The organism is Vibrio natriegens NBRC 15636 = ATCC 14048 = DSM 759, assembly GCF_035621455.1.
In the GTDB taxonomy this organism is placed as follows: domain Bacteria; phylum Pseudomonadota; class Gammaproteobacteria; order Enterobacterales; family Vibrionaceae; genus Vibrio; species Vibrio natriegens.
In genome coordinates, this window is sequence record NZ_CP141822.1 from 2,949,505 (window position 1) to 2,974,106 (window position 24,602).

Annotated in this window: 15 protein-coding genes, 3 tRNA genes, 4 rRNA genes and 1 pseudogene; 15 read left to right on the forward strand and 8 right to left on the reverse strand. The window is 48.3% G+C overall.

Going from position 1 to position 24,602, the window contains the following annotated elements; all coding sequences use genetic code 11:
* Positions 1-59 precede the first annotated feature (59 nt).
* Complete coding sequence (locus tag VER99_RS13455) at positions 60-1,250, reverse strand: 3-phenylpropionate MFS transporter (protein ID WP_020336221.1); 1,191 nt, start codon at positions 1,248-1,250, stop codon at positions 60-62.
* A 230-nt stretch (positions 1,251-1,480) separates the two neighbouring features.
* On the opposite strand from VER99_RS13455, the gene VER99_RS13460 reads away from it, so the two are divergent.
* From VER99_RS13460 to VER99_RS13530, 15 genes and pseudogenes are all read left to right on the forward strand, one after another.
* A complete protein-coding gene (locus VER99_RS13460; RefSeq protein ID WP_020336222.1) occupies positions 1,481-3,307 on the forward strand; it encodes a DUF294 nucleotidyltransferase-like domain-containing protein in 1,827 nt (608 codons plus the stop codon).
* Between the two features lie 30 nt (positions 3,308-3,337).
* A complete protein-coding gene (locus VER99_RS13465) occupies positions 3,338-3,967 on the forward strand; it encodes a 3'-5' exonuclease (RefSeq protein ID WP_014233257.1) in 630 nt (209 codons plus the stop codon).
* Between the two features lie 293 nt (positions 3,968-4,260).
* On the forward strand, positions 4,261-6,210 hold the full coding sequence (acs, locus tag VER99_RS13470; protein ID WP_020336224.1) for an acetate--CoA ligase: 1,950 nt from the start codon (positions 4,261-4,263) through the stop codon (positions 6,208-6,210).
* A 304-nt stretch (positions 6,211-6,514) separates the two neighbouring features.
* A complete protein-coding gene (gene aroQ / locus VER99_RS13475; protein ID WP_014233259.1) occupies positions 6,515-6,964 on the forward strand; it encodes a type II 3-dehydroquinate dehydratase in 450 nt (149 codons plus the stop codon).
* A 60-nt stretch (positions 6,965-7,024) separates the two neighbouring features.
* Positions 7,025-7,483, forward strand: a complete 459-nt coding sequence (gene accB, locus VER99_RS13480; RefSeq protein ID WP_014233260.1) for an acetyl-CoA carboxylase biotin carboxyl carrier protein — start codon at positions 7,025-7,027, stop codon at positions 7,481-7,483.
* A 14-nt stretch (positions 7,484-7,497) separates the two neighbouring features.
* Positions 7,498-8,841 (forward strand): acetyl-CoA carboxylase biotin carboxylase subunit, encoded by a 1,344-nt coding sequence (accC, locus tag VER99_RS13485; RefSeq protein WP_014233261.1) that lies wholly within the window; start codon positions 7,498-7,500, stop codon positions 8,839-8,841.
* 130 nt (positions 8,842-8,971) lie between these two features.
* Positions 8,972-9,859: a 50S ribosomal protein L11 methyltransferase gene (gene prmA / locus VER99_RS13490; RefSeq protein ID WP_020336225.1), complete on the forward strand. Its 888-nt coding sequence runs from the start codon at positions 8,972-8,974 to the stop codon at positions 9,857-9,859.
* 139 nt (positions 9,860-9,998) lie between these two features.
* Positions 9,999-10,967, forward strand: a complete 969-nt coding sequence (gene dusB, locus VER99_RS13495) for a tRNA dihydrouridine synthase DusB (protein WP_014233263.1) — start codon at positions 9,999-10,001, stop codon at positions 10,965-10,967.
* Positions 10,968-10,990: 23 nt separating this feature from the next.
* Positions 10,991-11,287 carry a DNA-binding transcriptional regulator Fis gene (gene fis / locus VER99_RS13500; RefSeq protein WP_000462885.1) on the forward strand — a complete coding sequence of 99 codons (297 nt, stop codon included), beginning with the start codon at positions 10,991-10,993 and terminating at the stop codon, positions 11,285-11,287.
* Between the two features lie 714 nt (positions 11,288-12,001).
* Positions 12,002-12,652 (forward strand): SPOR domain-containing protein, encoded by a 651-nt coding sequence (locus VER99_RS13505; RefSeq protein ID WP_236614681.1) that lies wholly within the window; start codon positions 12,002-12,004, stop codon positions 12,650-12,652.
* 188 nt (positions 12,653-12,840) lie between these two features.
* Positions 12,841-13,455 carry a DUF4402 domain-containing protein gene (locus VER99_RS13510; RefSeq protein ID WP_020336228.1) on the forward strand — a complete coding sequence of 205 codons (615 nt, stop codon included), beginning with the start codon at positions 12,841-12,843 and terminating at the stop codon, positions 13,453-13,455.
* A 72-nt stretch (positions 13,456-13,527) separates the two neighbouring features.
* Positions 13,528-13,995, forward strand: a complete 468-nt coding sequence (locus VER99_RS13515) for a DUF4402 domain-containing protein (protein WP_020336229.1) — start codon at positions 13,528-13,530, stop codon at positions 13,993-13,995.
* 17 nt (positions 13,996-14,012) lie between these two features.
* A complete protein-coding gene (locus VER99_RS13520; protein ID WP_020336230.1) occupies positions 14,013-14,858 on the forward strand; it encodes a fimbrial biogenesis chaperone in 846 nt (281 codons plus the stop codon).
* 4 nt (positions 14,859-14,862) lie between these two features.
* Positions 14,863-17,820 (forward strand): MSCRAMM family protein, encoded by a 2,958-nt coding sequence (locus VER99_RS13525; RefSeq protein ID WP_236614682.1) that lies wholly within the window; start codon positions 14,863-14,865, stop codon positions 17,818-17,820.
* A gap of 92 nt (positions 17,821-17,912) precedes the next feature.
* Positions 17,913-18,564: pseudogene (locus tag VER99_RS13530) on the forward strand (IS630 family transposase); the annotation flags it as partial.
* A gap of 160 nt (positions 18,565-18,724) precedes the next feature.
* Here the strand turns inward: VER99_RS13530 and VER99_RS13535 are convergent.
* The 7 genes from VER99_RS13535 to rrf (VER99_RS13565) form a co-directional block, all read right to left on the reverse strand.
* Positions 18,725-18,815: transfer RNA gene (locus VER99_RS13535), tRNA-Ser, on the reverse strand.
* Between the two features lie 70 nt (positions 18,816-18,885).
* Positions 18,886-19,002: ribosomal RNA gene (gene rrf, locus VER99_RS13540) — 5S ribosomal RNA — on the reverse strand.
* 111 nt (positions 19,003-19,113) lie between these two features.
* Positions 19,114-22,003 (reverse strand): 23S ribosomal RNA (locus tag VER99_RS13545).
* A gap of 261 nt (positions 22,004-22,264) precedes the next feature.
* A tRNA-Ala gene (locus VER99_RS13550) sits at positions 22,265-22,340 on the reverse strand.
* Positions 22,341-22,385: 45 nt separating this feature from the next.
* Positions 22,386-22,462: transfer RNA gene (locus tag VER99_RS13555), tRNA-Ile, on the reverse strand.
* A 65-nt stretch (positions 22,463-22,527) separates the two neighbouring features.
* Positions 22,528-24,080: ribosomal RNA gene (locus tag VER99_RS13560) — 16S ribosomal RNA — on the reverse strand.
* Positions 24,081-24,398: 318 nt separating this feature from the next.
* A 5S ribosomal RNA gene (rrf, locus tag VER99_RS13565) occupies positions 24,399-24,515 on the reverse strand.
* Together the 16S, 23S and 5S rRNA genes with 3 tRNA genes alongside form the textbook arrangement of a ribosomal RNA operon.
* Positions 24,516-24,602: the final 87 nt, after the last annotated feature.

A 24,602-nucleotide genomic window follows, 5' to 3' on the forward strand; every position in this document is an offset into this window, starting at 1 on the left:
ATTTAACACTGCTTTCACAACAGAGACAAAGATTAGTTTTTAACCTTTGTCACAGAAGTCTAATTCTGTGTTTCAAGTGTTTTATCCGACAGGTCAGCAACATGCCTTGCTGGCTCTTGTGGATCCAGTTTAATGAACAGTGCAATCAATCCCATCACAGCCATCCCCCAGAACACAAACGCGCCCCAGTGTTCATAAGCCCAACCACTGAGCACCGTCATCAGTGCAGTAAATGCCCCAAGCGCAATCGCGTTATATAGCGCCTGTAACGCAACCATTTTATTCTCTGAAGAGTTTTGGATGTATTGAATCGCAGCAATATGCGCAGCCGCAAACGTCACGCCATGTAACAGCTGGACGATAACCAAAGCTAGAATTGACGTTGTGCCTGCCGTGATCCCCCAACGCAACATCACACCGCAAGCCGCAATAACAAACAGTGAACGCAGAGAACGACCAGCAAAGATGCGCTTGCTCAACGCAAACACGGCAACCTCTGCTGCCACCCCCAGACTCCAAAGGTAACCAATCACATCTTCAGAGTGACCAGCAGATTTCCAGTGGATCGCACTAAAGCCATAGTACGCCGCATGGCTGCCCTGAATCAGCGACACAAGCACTAAAAACTTAAGGACAGATTTCTCGGTTAACAGTGCCGACAATTTAGGACGTTCAGCATGCTGATCACTGAGCGTTACCGGCATTGGGTTAGTCATACGCATCGCAAACAACAAGGCGATCGTTAAACCCGCCATTGCGGTGTACAGAATCATATCCGCACCAAAACCTGCCACTAAGTAACCAACCACGGTAGAACCAGCGATAAACGCGATCGATCCCCATAAACGTGAACGCCCGTAATCGAGCACTTTTAAACGCGCATAATAATTCGCCATCGCATCAGAGAGCGGGATAATGGGGCCACAACATAAGTTAAATAGAATGGTAGCCAACGCCATTAACCAAAAGTTACCGCCGGTAAAAAAATGGAATCCTACAAAAATAAGACCGGCGAAACTCAACCAACGTAATGCTGGCATCAAACGCTCCACTCTATGCACTCGAGGAGTAATCACCAGATTCGCAACACAGCGAGTTGCCAAGCCTAAACCTACTAGCAAGCCAATATCAGTCGGCGTGACACCCTGCTCTTTAAACCACAATGACCAAAATGGCAGATAGACGCCATACGCAAAAAAGAATCCGAGAAAGTACTGGGAGATCCAGCCATACGGAGAGGGTTTTAGCATTATTATTTTCCTAAAATGGGAACACCAACGTTGTGAGCGTGGATTATGGATCGCGAAACGGAGTAGAAAAAGGGAAGAATCGGCAACTTACCGTTTCCTCGATGGGATACAAACTTTTAAAAATCAGAAAGCGTGGATTTTATCGCCCTGGATTTAGACCAAAGTCGTCTGGCTTATGGGAGGAAATTTGTCAGACTTAGAATGTGTTCCTCCCAATTTTAGGGTTCTTTATGCCTGATAAGTTTAATATGCAATCTCCCCCGTTCGATCGCCTGACCAGCAAGCAGCAAGCGCGACTGCGTTCGTCTCTCGACGTGGCATATTATCGAACTCGAGATGTGATTTTATCTTGTGGGCAAACCAACCCTCATTTGCATATTTTGATCAAAGGTGCCGTGGAAGAGCGCTCCAAAGACCAGAGCGAAGTTTTCGCTCACTATGCCAATGACGATATGTTTGATGTCCGTTCTTTGTTTGAAGAGAGTGTGCGTCATCAATATGTAGCGCTTGAGGATACGCTGTCCTATTTGCTGCCAAAAGAAGTGTTTCTTGAACTCTATAACGAGAATGGACAATTCGCAGCGTACTTCGATAACAACCTATCTAAACGACAGGCATTAATCGAAGCCGCGCAGCAACAGCAAAATCTGGCCGAGTTTATTCTGACTAAAGTCGATAAGAGCATTTACCATCCTCCGATGATTCTTAAGCCCGACATGCCTATCAATGAGGTCACACGAACCTTAAAAGAAAACGGCATCGACGCCGCATTAGTTGAGCTCAACCCAGATGATGCACGCCTCGAAAAATGGCCTTCAGCGCATCCGTACGCCATTGTCACGCGAACAAACATGCTCCATTCCGTGATGTTAGATAACTGCGCTGTCGATACACCGGTGGGCGAGATCGCCACCTTCCCGGTTTACCACGTTGATGAAGGCGACTTCCTGTTTAATGCCATGATTACGATGACGCGCCACAGGATGAAGCGCCTGATGGTCTGCGATGGTAATCAAGCCATTGGCATGTTGGATATGACTCAGATCCTCAGTGCATTCTCCACTCATTCACACGTGCTCACCCTCAGCATCGCCAGAGCCAGCAGTGTGGAAGAACTCGCTCTGGCGTCCAACCGACAACGCCAGTTGGTAGAGAGTCTGGTCAGAAACGGCATCCGCACCCGATTTATCATGGAATTGATATCTGCCGTTAATGAACAAATTATCGAGAAAGCGTTTGAATTGGTTGTGCCACCAGCACTCCACGACCACTGCTGCCTAATTGTTTTAGGCTCGGAAGGCCGAGGTGAGCAGATCCTCAAGACCGACCAAGATAACGCGCTGATCATTAAAGACGGTTTAGAGTGGTCGCACAGTGAACAGGTGATGCAATCATTCACCCACACCCTGCAGCAACTGGGTTATCCGCTCTGCCCTGGCAAAGTGATGGTCAACAATCCTAAGTGGGTAAACTCTCAATCAGAGTGGATTCGAACCCTTGATAATTGGATTTCAAAAGCGCAGCCAGAACAAATCATGGACTTAGCCATCTTCAGTGATGCTCAAGCCGTTGCCGGCAATCGAGAATTACTCACTCCCGTCGCCAACCATCTCAGAGACACAATGAAAGATCGCATGTTGATCCTGTCCGACTTTACCCGGCCAGCGTTGCAGTTTTCTGTGCCTCTGACTCTGTTTGGTAACGTAAAAAGTGCCAAAGATGGCTTAGATATCAAACGCGGCGGTATTTTCCCGATAGTGCACGGCATTAGAACTCTGTCTCTCGAATATGCCATTGAAGAGAAAAATACCTTTGCCCGCATAGAAGCCCTGAGAAACAAGCGAATTTTAGAACCAGAAACGGCGGATAACTTAAACGAAGCACTCAAGTTGTTCTTTAAGCTTCGGCTCAATCAGCAACTTAACCAACAAGAGGCACAGAATAATATCGACCTCAAACAACTCGACCGAACAGAGCGCGACTTGCTGCGTCATAGCCTGCATGTCGTGAAAAAGTTTAAGCAGTTTTTAGGTTTCCACTATCAGATCCGTGATTAAGCCCGGTAAGTTGTAAAAGAGGTATCTGGGATGAATTGGCTACAACGAAAATATTGGCACTATAAACTGAAAGGCTCGCCTTATCAGTCGCTATTTTGTGCACCAGATAAAACCGAGCTGGTTTCTCTCGACTGCGAAACCACCAGCCTAGACCCGAATAGAGCAGAGCTGGTGACCATCGCAGCCACTAAAATCATTGATAACCGCATTATCACCAGCCAACCATTCGAAGTACATTTGCGAGCGCCACAATCTCTCGACTCCGGCTCGGTAAAAATCCATAAAATTCGCCATCAGGATTTAGTCGACGGCATCAGCGAAAAGGATGCGCTACTAAAATTAATAGACTTTATCGGCAATCGTCCGCTCGTCGGCTATCACATCCGTTACGACAAAAAAATCTTAGACCTCGCCTGTCAAAGACAACTGGGATTCCCTCTGCCCAACCCTCTTATTGAAGTAAGCCAGATTTACCACGACAAGCTGGAGCGACATTTACCGAACGCCTATTTCGACTTAAGTCTGGAGGCGATTTGCAAGCACCTTGAGCTGCCAATTCAAGATAAGCACGACGCTTTGCAAGATGCGATATCCGCAGCATTGGTATTTGTTCGTTTAACCAAAGGCGATTTACCGAGTCTCAGCGTGCCATACACATAATTCCTGTTGACCTGGCTCCCATAATTACTTTTATTTCAACCCTTTTTCGGTAGATCCCTCTCTATCATCCTAAAGTCTAATTGTGGAAATACGCGCTGTGACTGAAAGTTATTAGCACAAGGTCAGTCTTGCGACGACCAACTGTTTAAAACAAATATCCGTTCTATTCTTTATGTTTTAGAAAATCATAATGTTGATAGAGCGGGTAAATACAACAGCCCGACAAAGTAAAGATTCAAAGTCTTATGTAGATTGTTGTAAGGCCGAGAAATAAAGGCACAAGGAGAGAAGCCATGAGCGAAGCCCACGTTTATCCGGTAAAAGAAAACATTAAAACTCATACACACGCGGATAATGAAACTTACCTAGCCATGTATCAGCAGTCGGTAACCGACCCAGAGGGCTTCTGGAACGAGCACGGCAAAATCGTTGATTGGATTAAACCTTTCACCCAAGTAAAAAGCACCTCTTTCGACACGGGTCACGTCGACATCCGCTGGTTTGAAGACGGCACACTTAACGTTTCAGCAAACTGTATTGACCGCCATCTAGCAGAACACGGCGACGACGTAGCAATAATCTGGGAAGGCGATGACCCTGCAGACGATAAAACGCTGACGTTCAATGAACTGCACAAAGAAGTATGTAAATTCTCAAACGCATTGAAAGATCAAGGCGTACGTAAAGGCGACGTAGTTTGTCTCTACATGCCAATGGTACCTGAAGCTGCAATCGCGATGCTGGCTTGTACCCGCATCGGCGCAGTCCACACTGTGGTATTCGGCGGTTTCTCACCAGAAGCACTTTCTGGCCGTATCATTGACTCAGACGCTAAAGTTGTCATCACCGCAGACGAAGGCGTTCGTGGCGGACGTGCGGTTCCACTGAAAAAGAATGTTGATGAAGCACTGACTAACCCAGACGTGAAAACCATCAGCAAAGTGTTGGTTCTTAAACGTACTGGTGGCGATGTTGAATGGCATGATCACCGTGATGTTTGGTGGCATGAAGCAACCGCAAGTGTTTCTGACGTTTGCCCACCAGAAGAGATGAAAGCCGAAGATCCACTTTTCATCCTTTACACCTCAGGCTCTACGGGTAAACCTAAAGGCGTACTGCATACCACTGGTGGCTACCTTGTTTATGCCGCAATGACATTTAAATACGTCTTCGACTACCAGCCGGGCGAAACCTTCTGGTGTACTGCTGACGTGGGCTGGATTACTGGTCACACGTACCTTATCTACGGTCCACTAGCGAACGGCGCTAAAACCATCTTGTTTGAGGGTGTGCCAAACTACCCAAGCACAAGCCGTATGAGCGAAGTGGTTGATAAGCATCAAGTGAACATCCTTTACACTGCGCCAACTGCGATTCGTGCGCTAATGGCAAAAGGTAATGAAGCGGTTGAAGGCACGTCTCGTACAAGCCTTCGCATCATGGGTTCGGTAGGTGAGCCAATCAACCCAGAAGCATGGGAGTGGTACTACAAGACCATCGGTAACGAAAATTCACCGATTGTCGATACTTGGTGGCAAACTGAAACAGGCGGCATCTTGATTGCTCCACTACCAGGCGCTACAGATCTAAAACCAGGTTCCGCGACCCGTCCATTCTTCGGCGTACAACCTGCGCTTGTCGATAACATGGGTAACATTATTGAAGGTGCAGCTGAAGGCAACCTTGTGATTCTTGATTCGTGGCCAGGTCAGATGCGTACGGTCTATGGTGACCATGAACGCTTCGAACAAACTTACTTCTCAACCTTCAAGGGCATGTACTTCACCAGTGATGGCGCTCGTCGTGACGAAGATGGTTACTACTGGATCACAGGCCGTGTGGATGACGTATTGAACGTTTCTGGACACCGTATGGGTACCGCAGAGATTGAATCTGCCCTAGTCGCGCACCACAAGATTGCAGAAGCAGCCATTGTAGGTATCCCGCACGACATCAAAGGTCAGGCTATCTATGCTTACATCACGCTAAACGATGGTGAGTTCCCTTCAGCGGAACTGCACAAAGAAGTTAAAGACTGGGTGCGCAAAGAGATCGGTCCAATTGCAACACCAGATGTACTGCACTGGACGGATTCCCTACCGAAGACTCGCTCTGGTAAGATCATGCGTCGAATTCTGCGTAAGATTGCAACTGGCGATACGAGCAACCTGGGTGACACGTCAACGCTTGCCGACCCTAGCGTTGTAGACAAACTTATCGCTGAAAAAGCTGAGCTGGCGTAAGCTAACTAGCCAGTTTTAAACAAATAACAAAAAACCGCCACTTTGATGGCGGTTTTTTTGCTTTGGGACGCAAGTTAGCCACACCCTTGATGTGGTCATTAGGTTATTTTTGTTAACTTGGTTGCAGAAAGAACATGAGCTATTGGGAGATTAGACCAGTAAATTGCTGCTAATTGCTATGAATTAGCTATAATCTTGGTCGATTTTTTAAATTTTGCTCGGTTTTAACAAAAAAATCGTGTTGAATTATCGTATATTTGGGAAAATAAACGTTCCACTCACGATAAGGGAAGATAGCAACATAATGTCTGCAAAGTCACGGATTCTTGTTCTAAACGGACCAAACCTTAACCTGTTAGGTCTGCGCGAACCGACACACTATGGTAATAACACCTTAGCACAGATTGTGAACACGCTAACGGAGCAAGCTCACAACGCAGGGGTGGAATTAGAACACCTACAATCAAATCGTGAGTACGAACTGATTGAAGCCATTCATGCCGCACATGGCAAGATTGATTTCATCATCATCAATCCAGCTGCTTTCACTCATACCAGTGTAGCACTGCGAGATGCATTACTTGGCGTCGCCATCCCATTTATCGAAGTGCACCTATCAAACGTGCACGCACGTGAGCCGTTTCGCCATCACTCATACCTGTCAGATAAGGCAGAAGGGGTGATTTGCGGTCTAGGCGCACAAGGTTATGAATTTGCTCTGTCTGCTGTAATTAACAAACTTCAGACAAAGTAACCCTTACACTCTGCAATCCTACGGGGTTGTCTTAATCACAAGATAAAAGAGAAAGAAAAGATGGATATTCGTAAAATCAAAAAGCTAATCGAGTTAGTTGAAGAGTCTGGCATTGCTGAGCTAGAAATTTCAGAAGGTGAAGAATCAGTACGCATCAGTCGTCACGGCACTGCAGCTGCGCCAGCACCAGTACACTACGCAGCAGCTCCAGTAGCAGCACCTGCGCCAGTAGCAGCGGCTCCAGTAGCAGAAGCACCAGCAGCTGAAGCTCCAGCAGTACCTGCGGGTCACCAAGTTCTTTCTCCAATGGTTGGTACTTTTTACCGTTCTCCAAGCCCTGACTCGAAAGCATTCGTAGAAGTAGGCCAAAAAGTTAGCGCTGGCGATACTCTATGTATCGTTGAAGCAATGAAGATGATGAACCAAATCGAAGCGGACAAATCTGGCGTTGTTACAGCTATCCTTGTTGAAGACGGCCAACCAGTTGAATTCGACCAACCTCTAGTTGTAATCGAATAAGCGAGGCTTGCCTTATGCTAGACAAAGTAGTCATCGCGAACCGAGGTGAAATCGCACTTCGTATTCTTCGCGCTTGTAAAGAGTTAGGTATTAAGACCGTTGCTGTTCACTCAACAGCTGACCGCGATCTTAAGCACGTACTACTTGCAGATGAAACCGTATGTATCGGTCCTGCTCGTGGTATCGACAGCTACCTAAACATCCCACGTATCATTTCTGCAGCAGAAGTAACGGGTGCGGTTGCTATCCACCCTGGTTACGGCTTCTTGTCAGAAAACGCAGACTTCGCAGAGCAAGTTGAGCGTAGCGGCTTCATCTTTGTTGGTCCTAAAGCAGAAACTATCCGCTTGATGGGCGACAAAGTATCAGCGATCAACGCAATGAAGAAAGCTGGCGTTCCTTGTGTACCAGGTTCTGACGGTCCATTAGACAATGATGAAGATAAAAACAAAGCGTTTGCTAAACGCATTGGTTACCCAGTCATCATCAAAGCGTCAGGCGGCGGCGGCGGTCGTGGTATGCGTGTTGTACGTTCTGAAAAAGAACTAGTACAAGCTATTGCTATGACACGTGCAGAAGCGAAAGCAGCGTTCAACAACGACATGGTTTACATGGAGAAATTCCTGGAAAACCCTCGTCACGTTGAAGTTCAGGTTATTGCTGACGGCCAAGGCGGCGCAATCCACCTAGGTGAGCGTGACTGTTCAATGCAGCGTCGTCACCAGAAAGTGGTAGAAGAAGCACCAGCACCAGGTATCACTGAAGAAATGCGTAAGTACATCGGTGAGCGTTGTACTCGTGCATGTATCGAAATCGGTTACCGCGGCGCAGGTACGTTCGAATTCCTATACGAAAACGGTGAGTTCTACTTCATCGAAATGAACACTCGTATTCAGGTAGAGCACCCAGTAACAGAAATGGTTACAGGTATCGACCTAATCAAAGAGCAGCTACGTGTTGCAGCTGGCCAGCCTCTGTCATTCACTCAGGATGATATTAAGATCCGCGGCCATGCGATTGAGTGTCGTATCAACGCAGAAGACCCAGAGCGCTTCCTGCCATCTCCAGGTAAGATTGAGCGTTTCCACTCTCCAGGTGGCATGGGCGTACGTTGGGAATCGCACATCTACACCGGTTACTCAGTACCACCTCATTACGATTCAATGATTGGTAAACTGATCACTTACGGTGAGAACCGTGATGTGGCGATTGCACGTATGAAGAACGCACTTGGTGAGATGATCATCGAAGGCATCAAAACTAACGTGCCTCTGCAAGTTTCAATCATGAATGATGAGAACTTCCAGCACGGTGGTGCCAACATTCATTACCTAGAGAAGAAACTAGGCCTACAATAAGCCTTAGTTGAACTCCTGAAAAATGCCCACATCTGTGGGCATTTTTGTTTTGTATACTATCTATACTCAAACAAATCGCAGAGTTCTGGTAAACTCTGCGCCACTTCATTTACTGTAAGAGCAAAAACCAATGCCTTGGATTCAAATCAAACTCAACGCGACCAATGAAAACGCTGAGCAAATCGGCGACATGCTAATGGAAGAGACTGGAGCGCTGTCTGTAACTTTCCTAGACGCGCAAGATACGCCTGTATTCGAACCTCTTCCTGGCGAAACTCGCTTATGGGGCGATACTGACATTCTGGCACTGTACGATGCAGAAGCCGATACCAACTTCATCATCGACCAAATCAAAGCAAGTAACATGCTTGCAGACAATTTTGCTTATAAAGTAGAACAGCTGGAAGACAAAGACTGGGAACGTGAGTGGATGGAAAACTTCCACCCAATGAAATTTGGTGAGCGCCTATGGATTTGTCCTAGCTGGCGTGACGTTCCTGAGCCAGACGCAGTAAACGTTATGCTCGATCCTGGCCTCGCATTCGGTACGGGTACTCACCCAACGACAGCACTTTGTCTGGAATGGCTAGAAGGTCTGGACCTGACGGGTAAGACAGTTATCGACTTCGGCTGTGGCTCTGGAATTCTGGCGATCGCTGCGATCAAACTAGGCGCAGAGAAAGTCATCGGGATCGACATTGATCCTCAAGCTCTACAAGCTTCTCGCGACAACGCAGAGCGTAACGGCGTTGCCGATCAACTTGAAGTTTACCTACCTCAAAATCAACCTGAAGGCCTGATCGCTGACGTGGTGGTTGCCAATATTCTTGCAGGTCCTCTGCGCGAACTTGCTCCTATCATTAAAGGTCTGGTGAAGCCAAATGGTGACCTTGCTATGTCGGGCGTTTTAGATACCCAAGCAGAAGATGTCGCTAACTACTACCGTGATGAGCTTCACATAGATCCTATCGTTGAGCAAAAAGAGTGGTGTCGCATCTCTGGTCGTAAGCAAGGCTAGACAAGGATTTGACGGCTAATTGTTTGAAATTCATACAATTTACAAAAACAATTTGTAAATGCTCAAATATTAGTCTTTTCACGCAGTAAAAAAATGCGTAAAATGCGCGCCCTTGCTGGTACAGAACTGTGATGACGTTTTGAGAATCGGAAACTATCAACTTAAGAACAATCTAATCGTAGCCCCTATGGCTGGTGTAACGGATAGACCGTTTCGCGAGTTGTGTCTTCGTTATGGTGCGGGAATGGCCGTCAGTGAAATGATGTCTGCCAACCCAAAGCTATGGAAAACGTCGAAGTCGAAACAGCGCATGGTGCATGAAGGCGAATCGGGCATTCGCTCTGTACAGATTGCCGGTTCCGATCCACAGCTTATGGCGGATGCAGCTCAATTTAGTGTTGAAAACGGTGCGCAAATCATCGACATCAACATGGGTTGCCCAGCAAAGAAAGTGAATAAGAAGCTAGCGGGCTCTGCACTGCTTCAGTACCCAAACATTATCGAAGAGATTTTGAAAGCGGTAGTGAATGCTGTTGACGTTCCTGTAACGTTGAAGACCCGAACTGGCTGGGATACAGAAAACAAAAACTGTCTCCAAATCGCTAAATTAGCCGAAGACTGCGGCATACAGGCTCTTGCACTACACGGTAGAACAAAAGCATGTATGTACAAAGGTGAGGCCGAATACGACAGCATTAAAGCGGTAAAAGAGGCGATTTCAATTCCGGTTATCGCGAACGGTGATATCGATAGCCCGGAGAAAGCCAAATTTGTACTGGAGTACACCGGTGCGGACGCTTTAATGATTGGACGCCCTGCCCAAGGTCGTCCTTGGATTTTCCAGGAAATCCATCACTATTTGGAAAACGGCACCACGATGGATGAGCTTCCAGTAGAGGAAGTGAAAACCATTATGCTTGGCCATGTGAATGCTCTGCATGAATTTTATGGAGAGTACTTAGGCCCACGTATCGCGCGTAAGCACGTTGGTTGGTACCTAAAAGAGCATGAGCAAGCGAGTGAGTTTCGCCGTACCTTCAACGCTATCGATGCAGCCCCGCTGCAAATAGAGGCGTTAGAAGGTTATTTTGATAACGTTGCATCATAATTAAGAGAAGAGCTAGACCGAATATGTTCGAACAAAATCTGACTTCAGAAGCATTAACAGTAACTACAGTAACGTCACAAGACCAGATTACTCAAAAGCCTTTACGTGACTCTGTTAAAGCATCTCTTAAAAACTACCTTGCTCAACTAAACGGCCAGGAAGTAACAGAGCTATACGAATTAGTTCTAGCTGAAGTTGAACAGCCACTACTAGATACCATCATGCAGTACACTCGCGGTAACCAAACTCGCGCAGCAACTATGATGGGTATCAACCGCGGTACTCTTCGCAAGAAACTTAAAAAATACGGCATGAACTAAGACCGTAATTAAAAATTGTTATAGAACAAGCCGCTACCTTTTTAGGTCGCGGCTTTTCTTTATCTGCCAGATAGAAACATTTCATATTCGCCTCTCAGGCGTGGATAGCCTCGAGATACATAAGCTCTCGATAACAAGCGCTTAAAAATAAAGACCCAACTCTTCCAAAGCCATCATGCTATTTATGTTGGCCATTCAATGCCCCTCCCCAACTGTGCTTAATAGCAAGTTCACTCATGCGACTAGCCTGCCCTTGCTCATTTCAACGATCGACACTCACGCTCCAAATTGCCAAGTTTCTTAATGTGAGCGAGCCTGTCAGCATGGTTCCGTCTGTCCCAGCAAAGGTATTGCACGTGCTATTCCAGCTAGCCATTTAATGCACTGTTGTTCTCTACCCACCGAAGAGCAAATATCACACTTTCCTCATAGAAAAGAACGTTGTAGGAAAACAGTCATAAGTTGCTTGGGATGGCAAGCTCAGAGAGAAGCTCTTGCTTGACTGTTCTTTTAACCCCATCGCGTAATCTTGTTCTTAGCTATTGATTAGTTTTACCCCCTTGATTAAACTCCGCATCATATTATAAATATCAATAAGTTGTCTTCTAGGTATAATGCGTGCGAATAATTAAAGCATCCAATAATAAGCTTACAAGGCAAGGTTGTCGGTCGAATACAGTTCAAGGTCCATATACAAGCACAGCGATATCAAAGTTGTTAGTCGTTGGCTGTTGTCTATTACTGGCTTCCTGTGCAACCAGTAAACCCACAAACACATCTGAGTACCAGGCTATTCAAGCACAAGTCGAAGAGTTGAGAGATCGTCTTGATCAACAAAATACGGAGTGGGAGCAATACCGCCCAGGCATTAACCGGTTGGCCGCGTTGGAGTCGGACTTTAAAAATCTGATTGGCCAGTTGGATAAAATGGCTTCCTCTACTCCTAAGCCAGCACCAAATAAGATCCTCCCTGAAGTAAAAGATCATAAGTTGATGGCAGTGGCCGATGCAGGCGATAAAGCAATCAAGGCTTCAGCTAAGAAAGAGAAAGACGCTCAGCCTAAAACCCAACAATATGCATTACAAGTTGGCACCTATAGATGGCTTCAATATATCGAGTCAAATAAAAGGAAACTGGTGAAGAAGTCGCCTGAACTTCTGTCAGACAAACGCTTTTATCTAACACCCGTTTATATCGGGCCAAAAAAGGAGAGGCTTTATCGTCTACTTGCCGGCCCTGTAAAGGATAAGGTGACAGCACAAGCATTGTGTCGGCAACTTAAGACCGACGGGCTGGACTGTATGGTGAGGCCGCTGACCGGCAAGCCTTTGTCCGATGAACAAAATATCGCGTATATGAAGTAACTCAACCGGCGTAAGTATGTGCTGACAGTAAGGTTAAAGGATAGCTGATTGGTTAACCCTGCCCCTACGCTTATTGGCCGTGCTTAAACGATACGCCCACGTCTATTGGTTTAGTAAGTTCTCTTGATTGAATAATCTAACGGTGGCGCTTAGCCGCCCGCTTATCTTGAAAACAAAAGGAGTTAACATTGAAAAATAACAAAAAACTGGCTTATGCAGCACTGGCAGTATTTGCGAGCTCTGCCTACGCAGAGGGCGTAGCACCTGAGTTTAACAAAAAAGGGACGGCATCGGTCGAAGTCAAAAATACCCTGGATATCGTCGAAACGACTTCATTAAACTTCGGCACCATCGCGGCAGTAGCTGGTAGCGATGATACAAATGCCGCCACACTGGTATTAGATCCCAGCACCGGTGAGGTGACAGCAAAAGCTACTGCTGATTCCGGCAGCATAACCCCAATTGACAAAACCAATGTATCGCCAGGTACCTTTACGGTGAGCAACGCGGCTAGGTATACCAACCTGAATATCACGTTGCCGAAAGATGCAGATACTATCGAGTTGAAAATGGAAAACGCAGCGCCGGAATCACTGAAGTTTACCCTAGGTAAATTTACAGCTTATGCCAATGATAAAGCGGTTGAATTAAATGCTACTACTGGTGCAGGAAAAGCCAGAACAGATGAGAACGGCAACCTGGTATTACTGGTAGGTGCAACCTTGAACACCCAAAAAGGGGGAGATGCTTCTTATGACGATGCTGTATACAGCGGTACATATGACGTGACCATTAAATACTAAAGCAAAGGAGCGAGCCGGCTTACCGGCTTGCCTCTGTTAAATTAACCAGTTCAATAGTTTATTGGAAAAGTCATGCGTAACCACTTGTTATCGTTGCTGGCAATATGCCTGCTCGCCGGGGGAGCCTGGGCTGGGGAGATCACTCAGGTTAAGCCGCTTGACTTCGGGGTTATTGCACTGCGCAACAACGACAATATCTATAACTACCAGATTAACCCGGACGGCTCACGAAAGTATGACACCAATATCGTGGTTATTGAGCAAGGTCACCCGGCCGAGTTTCTGCTTTCCGGTTTTCAGGCAGGCAGTTACCTCCATATCACGACCAGTCTGCCGGAGGGTGCCAAAAGCCTGAGCCACGGCGGCAACGCTGGTAGCCGCTTCACCATTAAGCAACTAAACGTCAAGCCCTGGGTCAGAACAAATACTAAGGGCGAGGCGCGGGTATGGGTTGGCGCTACCCTGGCCACCTCAGGTACAGGCTACTACCTGGACGCCAAATACACTAATCCCCATATAACTCTACATATCACCCATTAATAAAGTTTAGGAATTCCATGCTGTTGATAATTAGCAGAAAAACCCTGTCCCTGCTCGCCACCTTGCTGCTGCCAGTTTTACTTGCCAGCAACGCCAGCGCCAGCCTTTTGATCTCGCCGACCCGATTAAGCTTTGCCGAGAGAGAACGCAGTTCTAAGGTCTTTTTGATGAATACCAGCAGCGAGACCAAGACCTACCGACTGGAGTTTCAGCAGCAAAAGCAATTACCCGACGGCCGCTACCAGGCTCTGAACGAGGAAGAGTTAGCCAACTTTAATATTGCCAGCAGCATGCTCAGATTTAGCCCCAGACAGGTAACGCTCGGCCCAGGCGAGCGCCAGCAGGTTCGCATCGCGGTGCGCCGCCCTAAGGATCTTGCACCCGGGGAGTATCGCTCCCACCTGCTGCTTGCCGCTCTGCCCGGTAATAAGGAACGCAAGCAAACCGAGGGCGTGGGTATTCAGTTAAACTTGAGGCTGAGCTTTTCCATTCCGGTGATCATACGTGCCGGCGGCCTGGACGCTGCTGCGGAGTTTGGCCCGGTGGATCTCTATAGGGATGCCAGCAGCGCCAAGCCAGATGGGTTAACCTTTGCCCTTAACCGCTCCGGTCTGCACAGCACCTTCGGTAGCCTGAAAGCCTTCTGGCGCTCGTATGACGGCGGCGAAGAGCGCCAGGTGGCCACCCTTAACAACGTTGCAGTTTTCCATGAAAACAAACAACGCGTGATTAGTCTGCCCTTTCACGATCCCATTGCGCAGGACGGCACGCTGCGTCTGATTTATGAGGGAGACGACGAGTTCGGAGGCCGAGTTCTGGCAGAGCAACAACTGACCATCAGCGACTACCAATTAGCACCTTAACTTTATGTCCCTGTACCATCCGTGTAAGTGGCTGCTGCTGGGCTTGCTTTGGCCTGTCTGCACGCCCGCTATTGCCCAGTCAGAACTGTTTGAGTTGATCCGAACGATCAACCACAAATATCAGGAACCAGATTTTGGACTGATGCCTGCCGACGCTCCAACGACAGATGATGGCCGGGGCATCGCCGATGGTGAAGAGCTGATACTGGAGGTGCGCATCGACGATCTGGTGATCGGCGATCTGTTTGCCATCAAGCATCAAGGTAGCGCCCTTATCGCCTTTGGCCAGTTTGTCGAGCTTTTGGATTTCGCCATTGAGCTGGACAGCGAAACATCAGCGGCATCTGGCTGGTATATCAATGAGGGACAGAGCTTTAGCCTGAACCTGCCCGAAAAGGATGGTGAACAAACTGCCGCCGACAGCCAGGCTAAAGCCGAAGCAAACGGGGTTACCTACCATCTGCCGGCCTCGCACTTTCAGATCCTGCCGGACGACCTCTATATTCATGCCGACGATCTCGGCCGCTGGTTTAATATCAACATGACATTTGACTTCGGTGCTATGATGTTGATGCTTAAGCCAGATCAACCCCTGCCGATCCAGGCAGCTCTGGCACGCAAACGGAGACAAAAAAGCAGGGCAAAAACAACCAGCGCCAAGCCGGCTTTACCACTGCGCAAAAGCGATCACAAACTGTTGTCCGCGCCCCTGTTGGATATCAGTACCAACGCCACCTATTCAGGAAAAGATGTCAACTTCGGCTATTCTGCCTTGGGTCGCCATGATTTGGGCTTTTTTAGCAGTCAGTATTACCTTGGCGGCGGCTCGGAAAATGAACTGGACTATGCGCGCCTGACGTTGGAAAAAACCTCGCTGGAGGGCGGTCTGTTGGGTCCCATAAATGCCACCCAATATCGCTTTGGCGATATTTTACCAGTGGTCGGTGCAGGCAATCAGGAGCGGGGAGTTAGCTTCAGCAACAGGCCGTTGACGGGCAATACCGAGTTAGACACTCTGGATTTGCAGGGAGATATTCAGCCCGGCTGGGATGTGGAGCTTTACCGTAATGATGTACTGATAAGTGCGCTGACCGCCGGGCCAGATGGTCGCTATGTGTTTAACGATATCGAGCTGCTCTACGGCAACAACACCCTTAGACTGGTCTTTTACGGTCCGCAAGGCCAGATCCGGGAAAAGACCAAGCAGGTGCTGGTCGGCAGCCGCACAGTACAAAAGCAGCACTATTTCGATCTCTCCCTTACCCAGCCCGGCAGTCTGTTTCTCAACGAGCCAGCCGCCAGTACTGCTGACTGGCATCTGGCTGGCAAGTATAGCAAAAGCCTTAGCGACAAATTGTTGTTAGATGCAACCATTTCCAAGGTGGAAAGACATAACGCAGCTTACTCTTTAGACGCTAGTTTTTCCCTGTTTGACCGCCTGCTGATGCAGGCCGGAGTTGACAACAACGGTGCCTACCGGATGGGGGGGAAAACCTTTTTGGGCAAACATGCACTGAATTTCTCGCACAATGCTGATGATGGTAAGTTTAATGACAATGTGACGCTGGCAGGCTCGCTTTTCCAGGGCCGGCAGACTGCGCTCAACTATGAGCAGGGGTTTAGCCGCCGCTATGGCGATATCGACCAACCGAGCTTTTCGCTACAAAACCGTCTCAGCCTCTACCGGCCGTCCTTTTACCTGAGCAACAGCTTTACTTATCAAAGAACCGAGCCTGAGGTGGGTGAGGCAGAGGACTGGCAAAGCGGCAGCGCTTTGTTGCGTAAGCGCTTTTCAGCATTCACCTGGGAGCTGGGGGCTGACTATAGCCTGTCGCCCGAAGCCGAGCTAACCCAGCTGGATACCGAGTTCAGCCGCGCCCTCAGCTCCTCCCTTAACAGCGAGTTTGGCATTAACTACTGGCCCCAAACCGAAAGGTATAAAGCGGATATGAGGTTGAACTGGAAAGCCGATACATTTTATCTGAGCTCTACCCTCTCCTACGATGATCGCGGCGAATGGTTTCTGGGCCTGAACACCCTACTTAGCCTGGGCTGGGATCCTCAGGAAAGTGACCTTTATATAGACCGCCGCCGCCTGGCGCAAAACGGTGCCATCAGTGTGCGCGTATTTCAGGACTTGAACCTAAACGGCCGCTACGACCAAGATGAGCCGCCAGTGGTGGGTGCCAAGGTAAAAGGCACCCAGGTATACCGCAGAGCTTCTACTAATGACAAGGGGATTGCTTTTTTGCGTGGCCTGCCCGCTTATCGCACCACGGATATTGAACTAGAGATAGGAAGTCTGGAGGACCCCTACTGGATGCCCAGTCGCCCCGGAATCTCGATTACGCCCAGACCGGGGTTGGTGGAGACCCTGGATATACCTGTGGTCACCACTGGTGAAATCGAAGGTATGGTCTACCTAGAGGATGGTCATGGCGGTGAAAAGCCGGCAGCCTATGCCCCACTTGTCCTGCTGGACGAGCAGGGTAAAGTGGTACAGAGGGGGGAGAGTGAATATGATGGCTTCTACCTCTTTATGAATGTGTTGCCGGGTAAGGTCCGGGTGGAGATCGATAAGCAGTATATCGAGGATAAGAAACTGTATCCGCTTGCGGCCGTCGAGGTAACGATAAAGGGTGATGGCGATGTGTTGCGCGGCAACAATTTCAGTCTTGCTGCCCTGAGCTTCCAGCCAGCGTTTCTGGTTTCATTGGGTGAGTTTAGCTCGGAAACAACCATGAAGGCCTACTGGCACCTGCTCTACCGTTCGCACGCCAATATATTGCCTCAGGCATCTTATTCTAAGGTGGCTAGGGAAGGCAGCGAGCACCTCAGGTTACAACTGGGCACCTACTACCTGAACAGAGCACAGGCCCAGTCCCAATGCACCCGTCTGCAGGAGCAAGGCATCAACTGCCGGGTTACTACCACAGAGCTCCTATTAGAAAAAAGCTCTTAGTATCGGACACAAATACGCATGAACCCATCCATGGGGATTCGATTTGCCATCCATGGCAAATCGAGTTTGTTTATCGAACCCTGCTCCCTGACCAGTTAATTTTCCGGATTGGTATAACTTCCCGCTCAAAACACCCCAAACAATCTAAACAAACACAAGACGATTTTAAAAAAATTCAAAATCGAAACGATCCTTAAGATCCCAGGACATATAGCTTTAGAGTGTGTTGATGTCTGGTTTCAGGACGAAGCCAGATTTGGGCAACAAAACACGACCACACGTTTATGGGCTGAAAAAGGAACTAGCCCAAGAGCCGTGAAGCAACAACAGTTTGAGTATGCCTATCTGTTCGGTTCCGTTTGTCCCAGCAAAGGAATTGGTGAGGCTATCGTTGTCCCTTGGGTTAATAAAGACATCATGATAGAGCACTTAAAACAAATATCGGCAGTCACAGAGAAGGGACGTCACGCCGTCGTTGTTATCGATGGAGCAGGATGGCATACAGAAAACATTACCAATGACTTTAAGGATGTCAGTGTCATCAAACTTCCACCCTATTCTCCAGAGCTAAACCCTATCGAACAAGTATGGAGTTGGTTGAGGCAACGCTATTTAGCCAACCAATCTTTTACTGATTACGACGACATCATCTCCAAAGTCTGCGATGCATGGAATCGTTTTTTGGATAGCTCCAAAAGAGTCACCAAAATGTGCTCGAGAAGATGGATAGACCTGACCAGTTAATTTTCCAGATTGGTATTAATTAATGTAATTGGTATACGTGGTATAAGGGCTTGTTGAAGTTGTCTGAACTCGTCGACTGTCTTCAACGCATGAAGACATTTTTTCAGGACAGTGTAGAAATGAAAAAAGCCTCGCTATTTCTAGCGAGGCTTCTTAATAGTGGCGGAGAGATAGGGATTTGAACCCTAGATACGCTATTAACGTATGCCGGTTTTCAAGACCGGTGCTTTCAACCACTCAGCCATCTCTCCACAAATTGTCATCTTCAGATTAGTACACTGATGATGTTGTTACATGTTCCCACAGGTAACGATATTTAAAGCCTGGCGATGTCCTACTCTCACATGGGGAAACCCCACACTACCATCGGCGCTATTTCGTTTCACTTCTGAGTTCGGAATGGAAGTCAGGTGGGTCCAAAACGCTATGGTCGCCAAGCAAATTCTTACTCTCTATTTCTAGAGAAAACTTGGAAAGCTGTTTTTTAATTCTCGTTATTACACATTCAACGTTCTTACTTTGAGTCCATCAAAACCCCTTGGGTGTTGTATGGTTAAGCCTCACGGGCAATTAGTACAGGTTAGCTCAACGCCTCACAACGCTTACACACCCTGCCTATCAACGTCGTAGTCTACGACAACCCTTTAGGATACTTAAAGTATCAGGGAGAACTCATCTCAAGGCTCGCTTCCCGCTTAGATGCTTTCAGCGGTTATCGATCCCGAACTTAGCTACCGGGCAATGCGTCTGGCGACACAACCCGAACACCAGAGGTTCGTCCACTCCGGTCCTCTCGTACTAGGAGCAGCCCCTTTCAATTCTCCAACGCCCACGGCAGATAGGGACCGAACTGTCTCACGACGTTCTAAACCCAGCTCGCGTACCACTTTAAATGGCGAACAGCCATACCCTTGGGACCGACTTCAGCCCCAGGATGTGATGAGCCGACATCGAGGTGCCAAACACCGCCGTCGATATGAACTCTTGGGCGGTATCAGCCTGTTATCCCCGGAGTACCTTTTATCCGTTGAGCGATGGCCCTTCCATTCAGAACCACCGGATCACTATGACCTGCTTTCGCACCTGCTCGAATTGTCATTCTCGCAGTCAAGCGGGCTTATGCCATTGCACTAACCTCACGATGTCCAACCGTGATTAGCCCACCTTCGTGCTCCTCCGTTACGCTTTGGGAGGAGACCGCCCCAGTCAAACTACCCACCAGGCACTGTCCGCAACCCCGATAAGGGGTCAACGTTAGAACATCAACACTACAAGGGTGGTATTTCAAGGACGGCTCCACGAATACTGGCGTACTCGTTTCAAAGCCTCCCACCTATCCTACACATGTAGGGTCAATGTTCAGTGCCAAGCTGTAGTAAAGGTTCACGGGGTCTTTCCGTCTAGCCGCGGGTACACTGCATCTTCACAGCGATTTCAATTTCACTGAGTCTCGGGTGGAGACAGCGTGGCCATCATTACGCCATTCGTGCAGGTCGGAACTTACCCGACAAGGAATTTCGCTACCTTAGGACCGTTATAGTTACGGCCGCCGTTTACCGGGGCTTCGATCAAGAGCTTCGACCGAAGTCTAACCCCATCAATTAACCTTCCGGCACCGGGCAGGCGTCACACCGTATACGTCATCTTACGATTTTGCACAGTGCTGTGTTTTTAATAAACAGTTGCAGCCACCTGGTATCTGCGACTCTCAATAGCTCCATCCGCAAGGGACTTCACCGTCGAGAGCGTACCTTCTCCCGAAGTTACGGTACCATTTTGCCTAGTTCCTTCACCCGAGTTCTCTCAAGCGCCTTGGTATTCTCTACCCGACCACCTGTGTCGGTTTGGGGTACGATTCCTTACAATCTGAAGCTTAGAGGCTTTTCCTGGAAGCATGGCATCAATGACTTCACACCCGTAGGTGCTCGACATCGTGTCTCAGCCTTAGAGAGAGCCGGATTTACCTAACTCTCAAGCCTACGCACTTGAACCTGGACAACCGTCGCCAGGCCCACCTAGCCTTCTCCGTCCCCCCATCGCAATTGTAAGAAGTACGGGAATATTAACCCGTTTCCCATCGACTACGCCTTTCGGCCTCGCCTTAGGGGTCGACTTACCCTGCCCCGATTAACGTTGGACAGGAACCCTTGGTCTTCCGGCGAGGAGGTTTTTCACCCCCTTTATCGTTACTCATGTCAGCATTCGCACTTCTGATACGTCCAGCATGCGTTACCACACACCTTCAACCGCTTACAGAACGCTCCCCTACCCAATACTCAAAGAGTATTGCCGCAGCTTCGGTTTACTACTTAGCCCCGTTACATCTTCCGCGCAGGCCGACTCGACCAGTGAGCTATTACGCTTTCTTTAAATGATGGCTGCTTCTAAGCCAACATCCTGGCTGTCTGAGCCTTCCCACATCGTTTCCCACTTAGTAGTAATTTGGGACCTTAGCTGGCGGTCTGGGTTGTTTCCCTCTCCACGACGGACGTTAGCACCCGCCGTGTGTCTCCCGGATAGTACTTACTGGTATTCGGAGTTTGCAAAGGGTTGGTAAGTCGGGATGACCCCCTAGCCTTAACAGTGCTCTACCCCCAGTAGTATTCGTCCGAGGCGCTACCTAAATAGCTTTCGGGGAGAACCAGCTATCTCCAGGTTTGATTGGCCTTTCACCCCTAGCCACAAGTCATCCGCTAATTTTTCAACATTAGTCGGTTCGGTCCTCCAGTTGATGTTACTCAACCTTCAACCTGCCCATGGCTAGATCACCTGGTTTCGGGTCTATATCCAGAGACTGAACGCCCAGTTAAGACTCGGTTTCCCTACGGCTCCCCTAGATGGTTAACCTTGCCACTGAATATAAGTCGCTGACCCATTATACAAAAGGTACGCAGTCACAGGACAAAGCCTGCTCCTACTGCTTGTACGTACACGGTTTCAGGTTCTATTTCACTCCCCTCACAGGGGTTCTTTTCGCCTTTCCCTCACGGTACTGGTTCACTATCGGTCAGTCAGTAGTATTTAGCCTTGGAGGATGGTCCCCCCATATTCAGACAGGATATCACGTGTCCCGCCCTACTCGATTTCACTGAACACACATCGTCAACTACGGGACTATCACCCTGTATCGTCGGACTTTCCAGACCGTTCGTCTAACGCGTGTAAAGCTTAAGGGCTAGTCCAATTTCGCTCGCCGCTACTTTCGGAATCTCGGTTGATTTCTTTTCCTCGGGGTACTTAGATGTTTCAGTTCCCCCGGTTCGCCTCCTGTTGCTATGTATTCACAACAGGATACTTACTTATGTAAGTGGGTTTCCCCATTCGGAAATCCCAGACTCAAGTGGCTTTTACTGCCTAATCTGGGCTTATCGCAAGTTAATACGTCCTTCATCGCCTCTGACTGCCAAGGCATCCACCGTGTACGCTTAGTCACTTAACCATACAACCCGAAGGAGTTTCGAATTGATGTTAAACAACCAAAGTTGCTGTCTCATTATTTGAATGAGCGAGACAGCTTTCGATTTTGCCGGACTCAAATTCCAAGAACACTTGAATGTGTTTTTAGTTGTATTCAAATTCATGAATACTTTGAGAACTTTACAAATAATCTTAAAGATTATTTTGTCAGCTTTCCAAATTGTTAAAGAGCTAGATTCATTTAAGAACCATTTTTAAACACACTCGTAAGAATGCTTAAAGATGGTGGAGCTAAGCAGGATCGAACTGCTGACCTCCTGCGTGCAAGGCAGGCGCTCTCCCAGCTGAGCTATAGCCCCATCAAGGTGTGTCGATACTGTATGCCAATTCCTTGGGAAGGGAATTGGTGGGTCTGAGTGGACTCGAACCACCGACCTCTCGCTTATCAGGCGAACGCTCTAACCACCTGAGCTACAGACCCAGTATCGTCTCTTTTACATAAACCATATCAATCTGTGTGGACACTCATCGTGAGTAATCATCGTATAAGGAGGTGATCCAGCGCCAGGTTCCCCTAGCGCTACCTTGTTACGACTTCACCCCAGTCATGAACCACAAAGTGGTAAGCGTCCCCCCGAAGGTTAAACTACCTACTTCTTTTGCAGCCCACTCCCATGGTGTGACGGGCGGTGTGTACAAGGCCCGGGAACGTATTCACCGTGGCATTCTGATCCACGATTACTAGCGATTCCGACTTCATGGAGTCGAGTTGCAGACTCCAATCCGGACTACGACGCACTTTTTGGGATTCGCTCACTTTCGCAAGTTGGCCGCCCTCTGTATGCGCCATTGTAGCACGTGTGTAGCCCTACTCGTAAGGGCCATGATGACTTGACGTCGTCCCCACCTTCCTCCGGTTTATCACCGGCAGTCTCCCTGGAGTTCCCGACATTACTCGCTGGCAAACAAGGATAAGGGTTGCGCTCGTTGCGGGACTTAACCCAACATTTCACAACACGAGCTGACGACAGCCATGCAGCACCTGTCTCAGAGTTCCCGAAGGCACCAATTCATCTCTGAAAAGTTCTCTGGATGTCAAGAGTAGGTAAGGTTCTTCGCGTTGCATCGAATTAAACCACATGCTCCACCGCTTGTGCGGGCCCCCGTCAATTCATTTGAGTTTTAATCTTGCGACCGTACTCCCCAGGCGGTCTACTTAACGCGTTAGCTCCGAAAGCCACGGCTCAAGGCCACAACCTCCAAGTAGACATCGTTTACGGCGTGGACTACCAGGGTATCTAATCCTGTTTGCTCCCCACGCTTTCGCATCTGAGTGTCAGTATCTGTCCAGGGGGCCGCCTTCGCCACCGGTATTCCTTCAGATCTCTACGCATTTCACCGCTACACCTGAAATTCTACCCCCCTCTACAGTACTCTAGTCTGCCAGTTTCAAATGCTATTCCGAGGTTGAGCCCCGGGCTTTCACATCTGACTTAACAAACCACCTGCATGCGCTTTACGCCCAGTAATTCCGATTAACGCTCGCACCCTCCGTATTACCGCGGCTGCTGGCACGGAGTTAGCCGGTGCTTCTTCTGTCGCTAACGTCAAATAATGCAGCTATTAACTACACTACCTTCCTCACGACTGAAAGTGCTTTACAACCCGAAGGCCTTCTTCACACACGCGGCATGGCTGCATCAGGCTTGCGCCCATTGTGCAATATTCCCCACTGCTGCCTCCCGTAGGAGTCTGGACCGTGTCTCAGTTCCAGTGTGGCTGATCATCCTCTCAGACCAGCTAGGGATCGTCGCCTTGGTGAGCCCTTACCTCACCAACTAGCTAATCCCACCTAGGCATATCCTGACGCGAGAGGCCCGAAGGTCCCCCTCTTTGGCCCGTAGGCATCATGCGGTATTAGCCATCGTTTCCAATGGTTATCCCCCACATCAGGGCAATTTCCTAGGCATTACTCACCCGTCCGCCGCTCGACGCCGTTAACGTCCCCCGAAGGTTCAGTTAACTCGTTTCCGCTCGACTTGCATGTGTTAGGCCTGCCGCCAGCGTTCAATCTGAGCCATGATCAAACTCTTCAATTTAAGATTTTGTTCGGCTCAATGAATACTGAACATTACATAAAGTAATGTTTGAATTGACTGTGCTGAATCTTTCGATTCAATGGTCACTTCGTATCATTGAAACCTAATTTGAAACCGAAGTTTCTAATTGGATTATCATCAACGAGTGCCCACACAGATTGATAGGTCTATATTGTTAAAGAGCTTGGCTTTCAGTGCCTTAGCACTTAAGCGAGGTGCGTATAATACGCTTTCCACTTTGAAAGTCAACATAAAATTCTAAAAAACTTTAGAACCCTATGGTGACTTGCTTAAATATTAAGCAAGTGCAAAATAAAAGCCTGGCGATGTCCTACTCTCACATGGGGAAACCCCACACTACCATCGGCGCTATTTTGTTTCACTTCTGAGTTCGGAATGGAAGTCAGGTGGGTCCAAAACGCTATGGTCGCCAAGCAAATTCTTTAATCTGGAAAGCTGTTTTTAATTCTCGTTTTTACACATTCAACGTTCTTACATTGAGTCCATCAAAACCCCTTGGGT

Excerpts from the sequence above, each read along its gene's own strand:
- aroQ (WP_014233259.1), top strand. The coding sequence starts at position 6,515 with ATGTCTGCAAAGTCACGGATTCTTGTTCTAAACGGACCAAACCTTAAC.
- accB (WP_014233260.1), top strand. The coding sequence starts at position 7,025 with ATGGATATTCGTAAAATCAAAAAGCTAATCGAGTTAGTTGAAGAGTCT.
- VER99_RS13455 (WP_020336221.1), bottom strand. The coding sequence starts at position 1,250 with ATGCTAAAACCCTCTCCGTATGGCTGGATCTCCCAGTACTTTCTCGGA.
- acs (WP_020336224.1), top strand. The coding sequence starts at position 4,261 with ATGAGCGAAGCCCACGTTTATCCGGTAAAAGAAAACATTAAAACTCAT.
- VER99_RS13520 (WP_020336230.1), top strand. The coding sequence starts at position 14,013 with ATGCTGTTGATAATTAGCAGAAAAACCCTGTCCCTGCTCGCCACCTTG.
- prmA (WP_020336225.1), top strand. The coding sequence starts at position 8,972 with ATGCCTTGGATTCAAATCAAACTCAACGCGACCAATGAAAACGCTGAG.
- VER99_RS13460 (WP_020336222.1), top strand. The coding sequence starts at position 1,481 with ATGCCTGATAAGTTTAATATGCAATCTCCCCCGTTCGATCGCCTGACC.
- VER99_RS13525 (WP_236614682.1), top strand. The coding sequence starts at position 14,863 with ATGTCCCTGTACCATCCGTGTAAGTGGCTGCTGCTGGGCTTGCTTTGG.
- accC (WP_014233261.1), top strand. The coding sequence starts at position 7,498 with ATGCTAGACAAAGTAGTCATCGCGAACCGAGGTGAAATCGCACTTCGT.
- fis (WP_000462885.1), top strand. The coding sequence starts at position 10,991 with ATGTTCGAACAAAATCTGACTTCAGAAGCATTAACAGTAACTACAGTA.
- VER99_RS13465 (WP_014233257.1), top strand. The coding sequence starts at position 3,338 with ATGAATTGGCTACAACGAAAATATTGGCACTATAAACTGAAAGGCTCG.
- VER99_RS13515 (WP_020336229.1), top strand. The coding sequence starts at position 13,528 with ATGCGTAACCACTTGTTATCGTTGCTGGCAATATGCCTGCTCGCCGGG.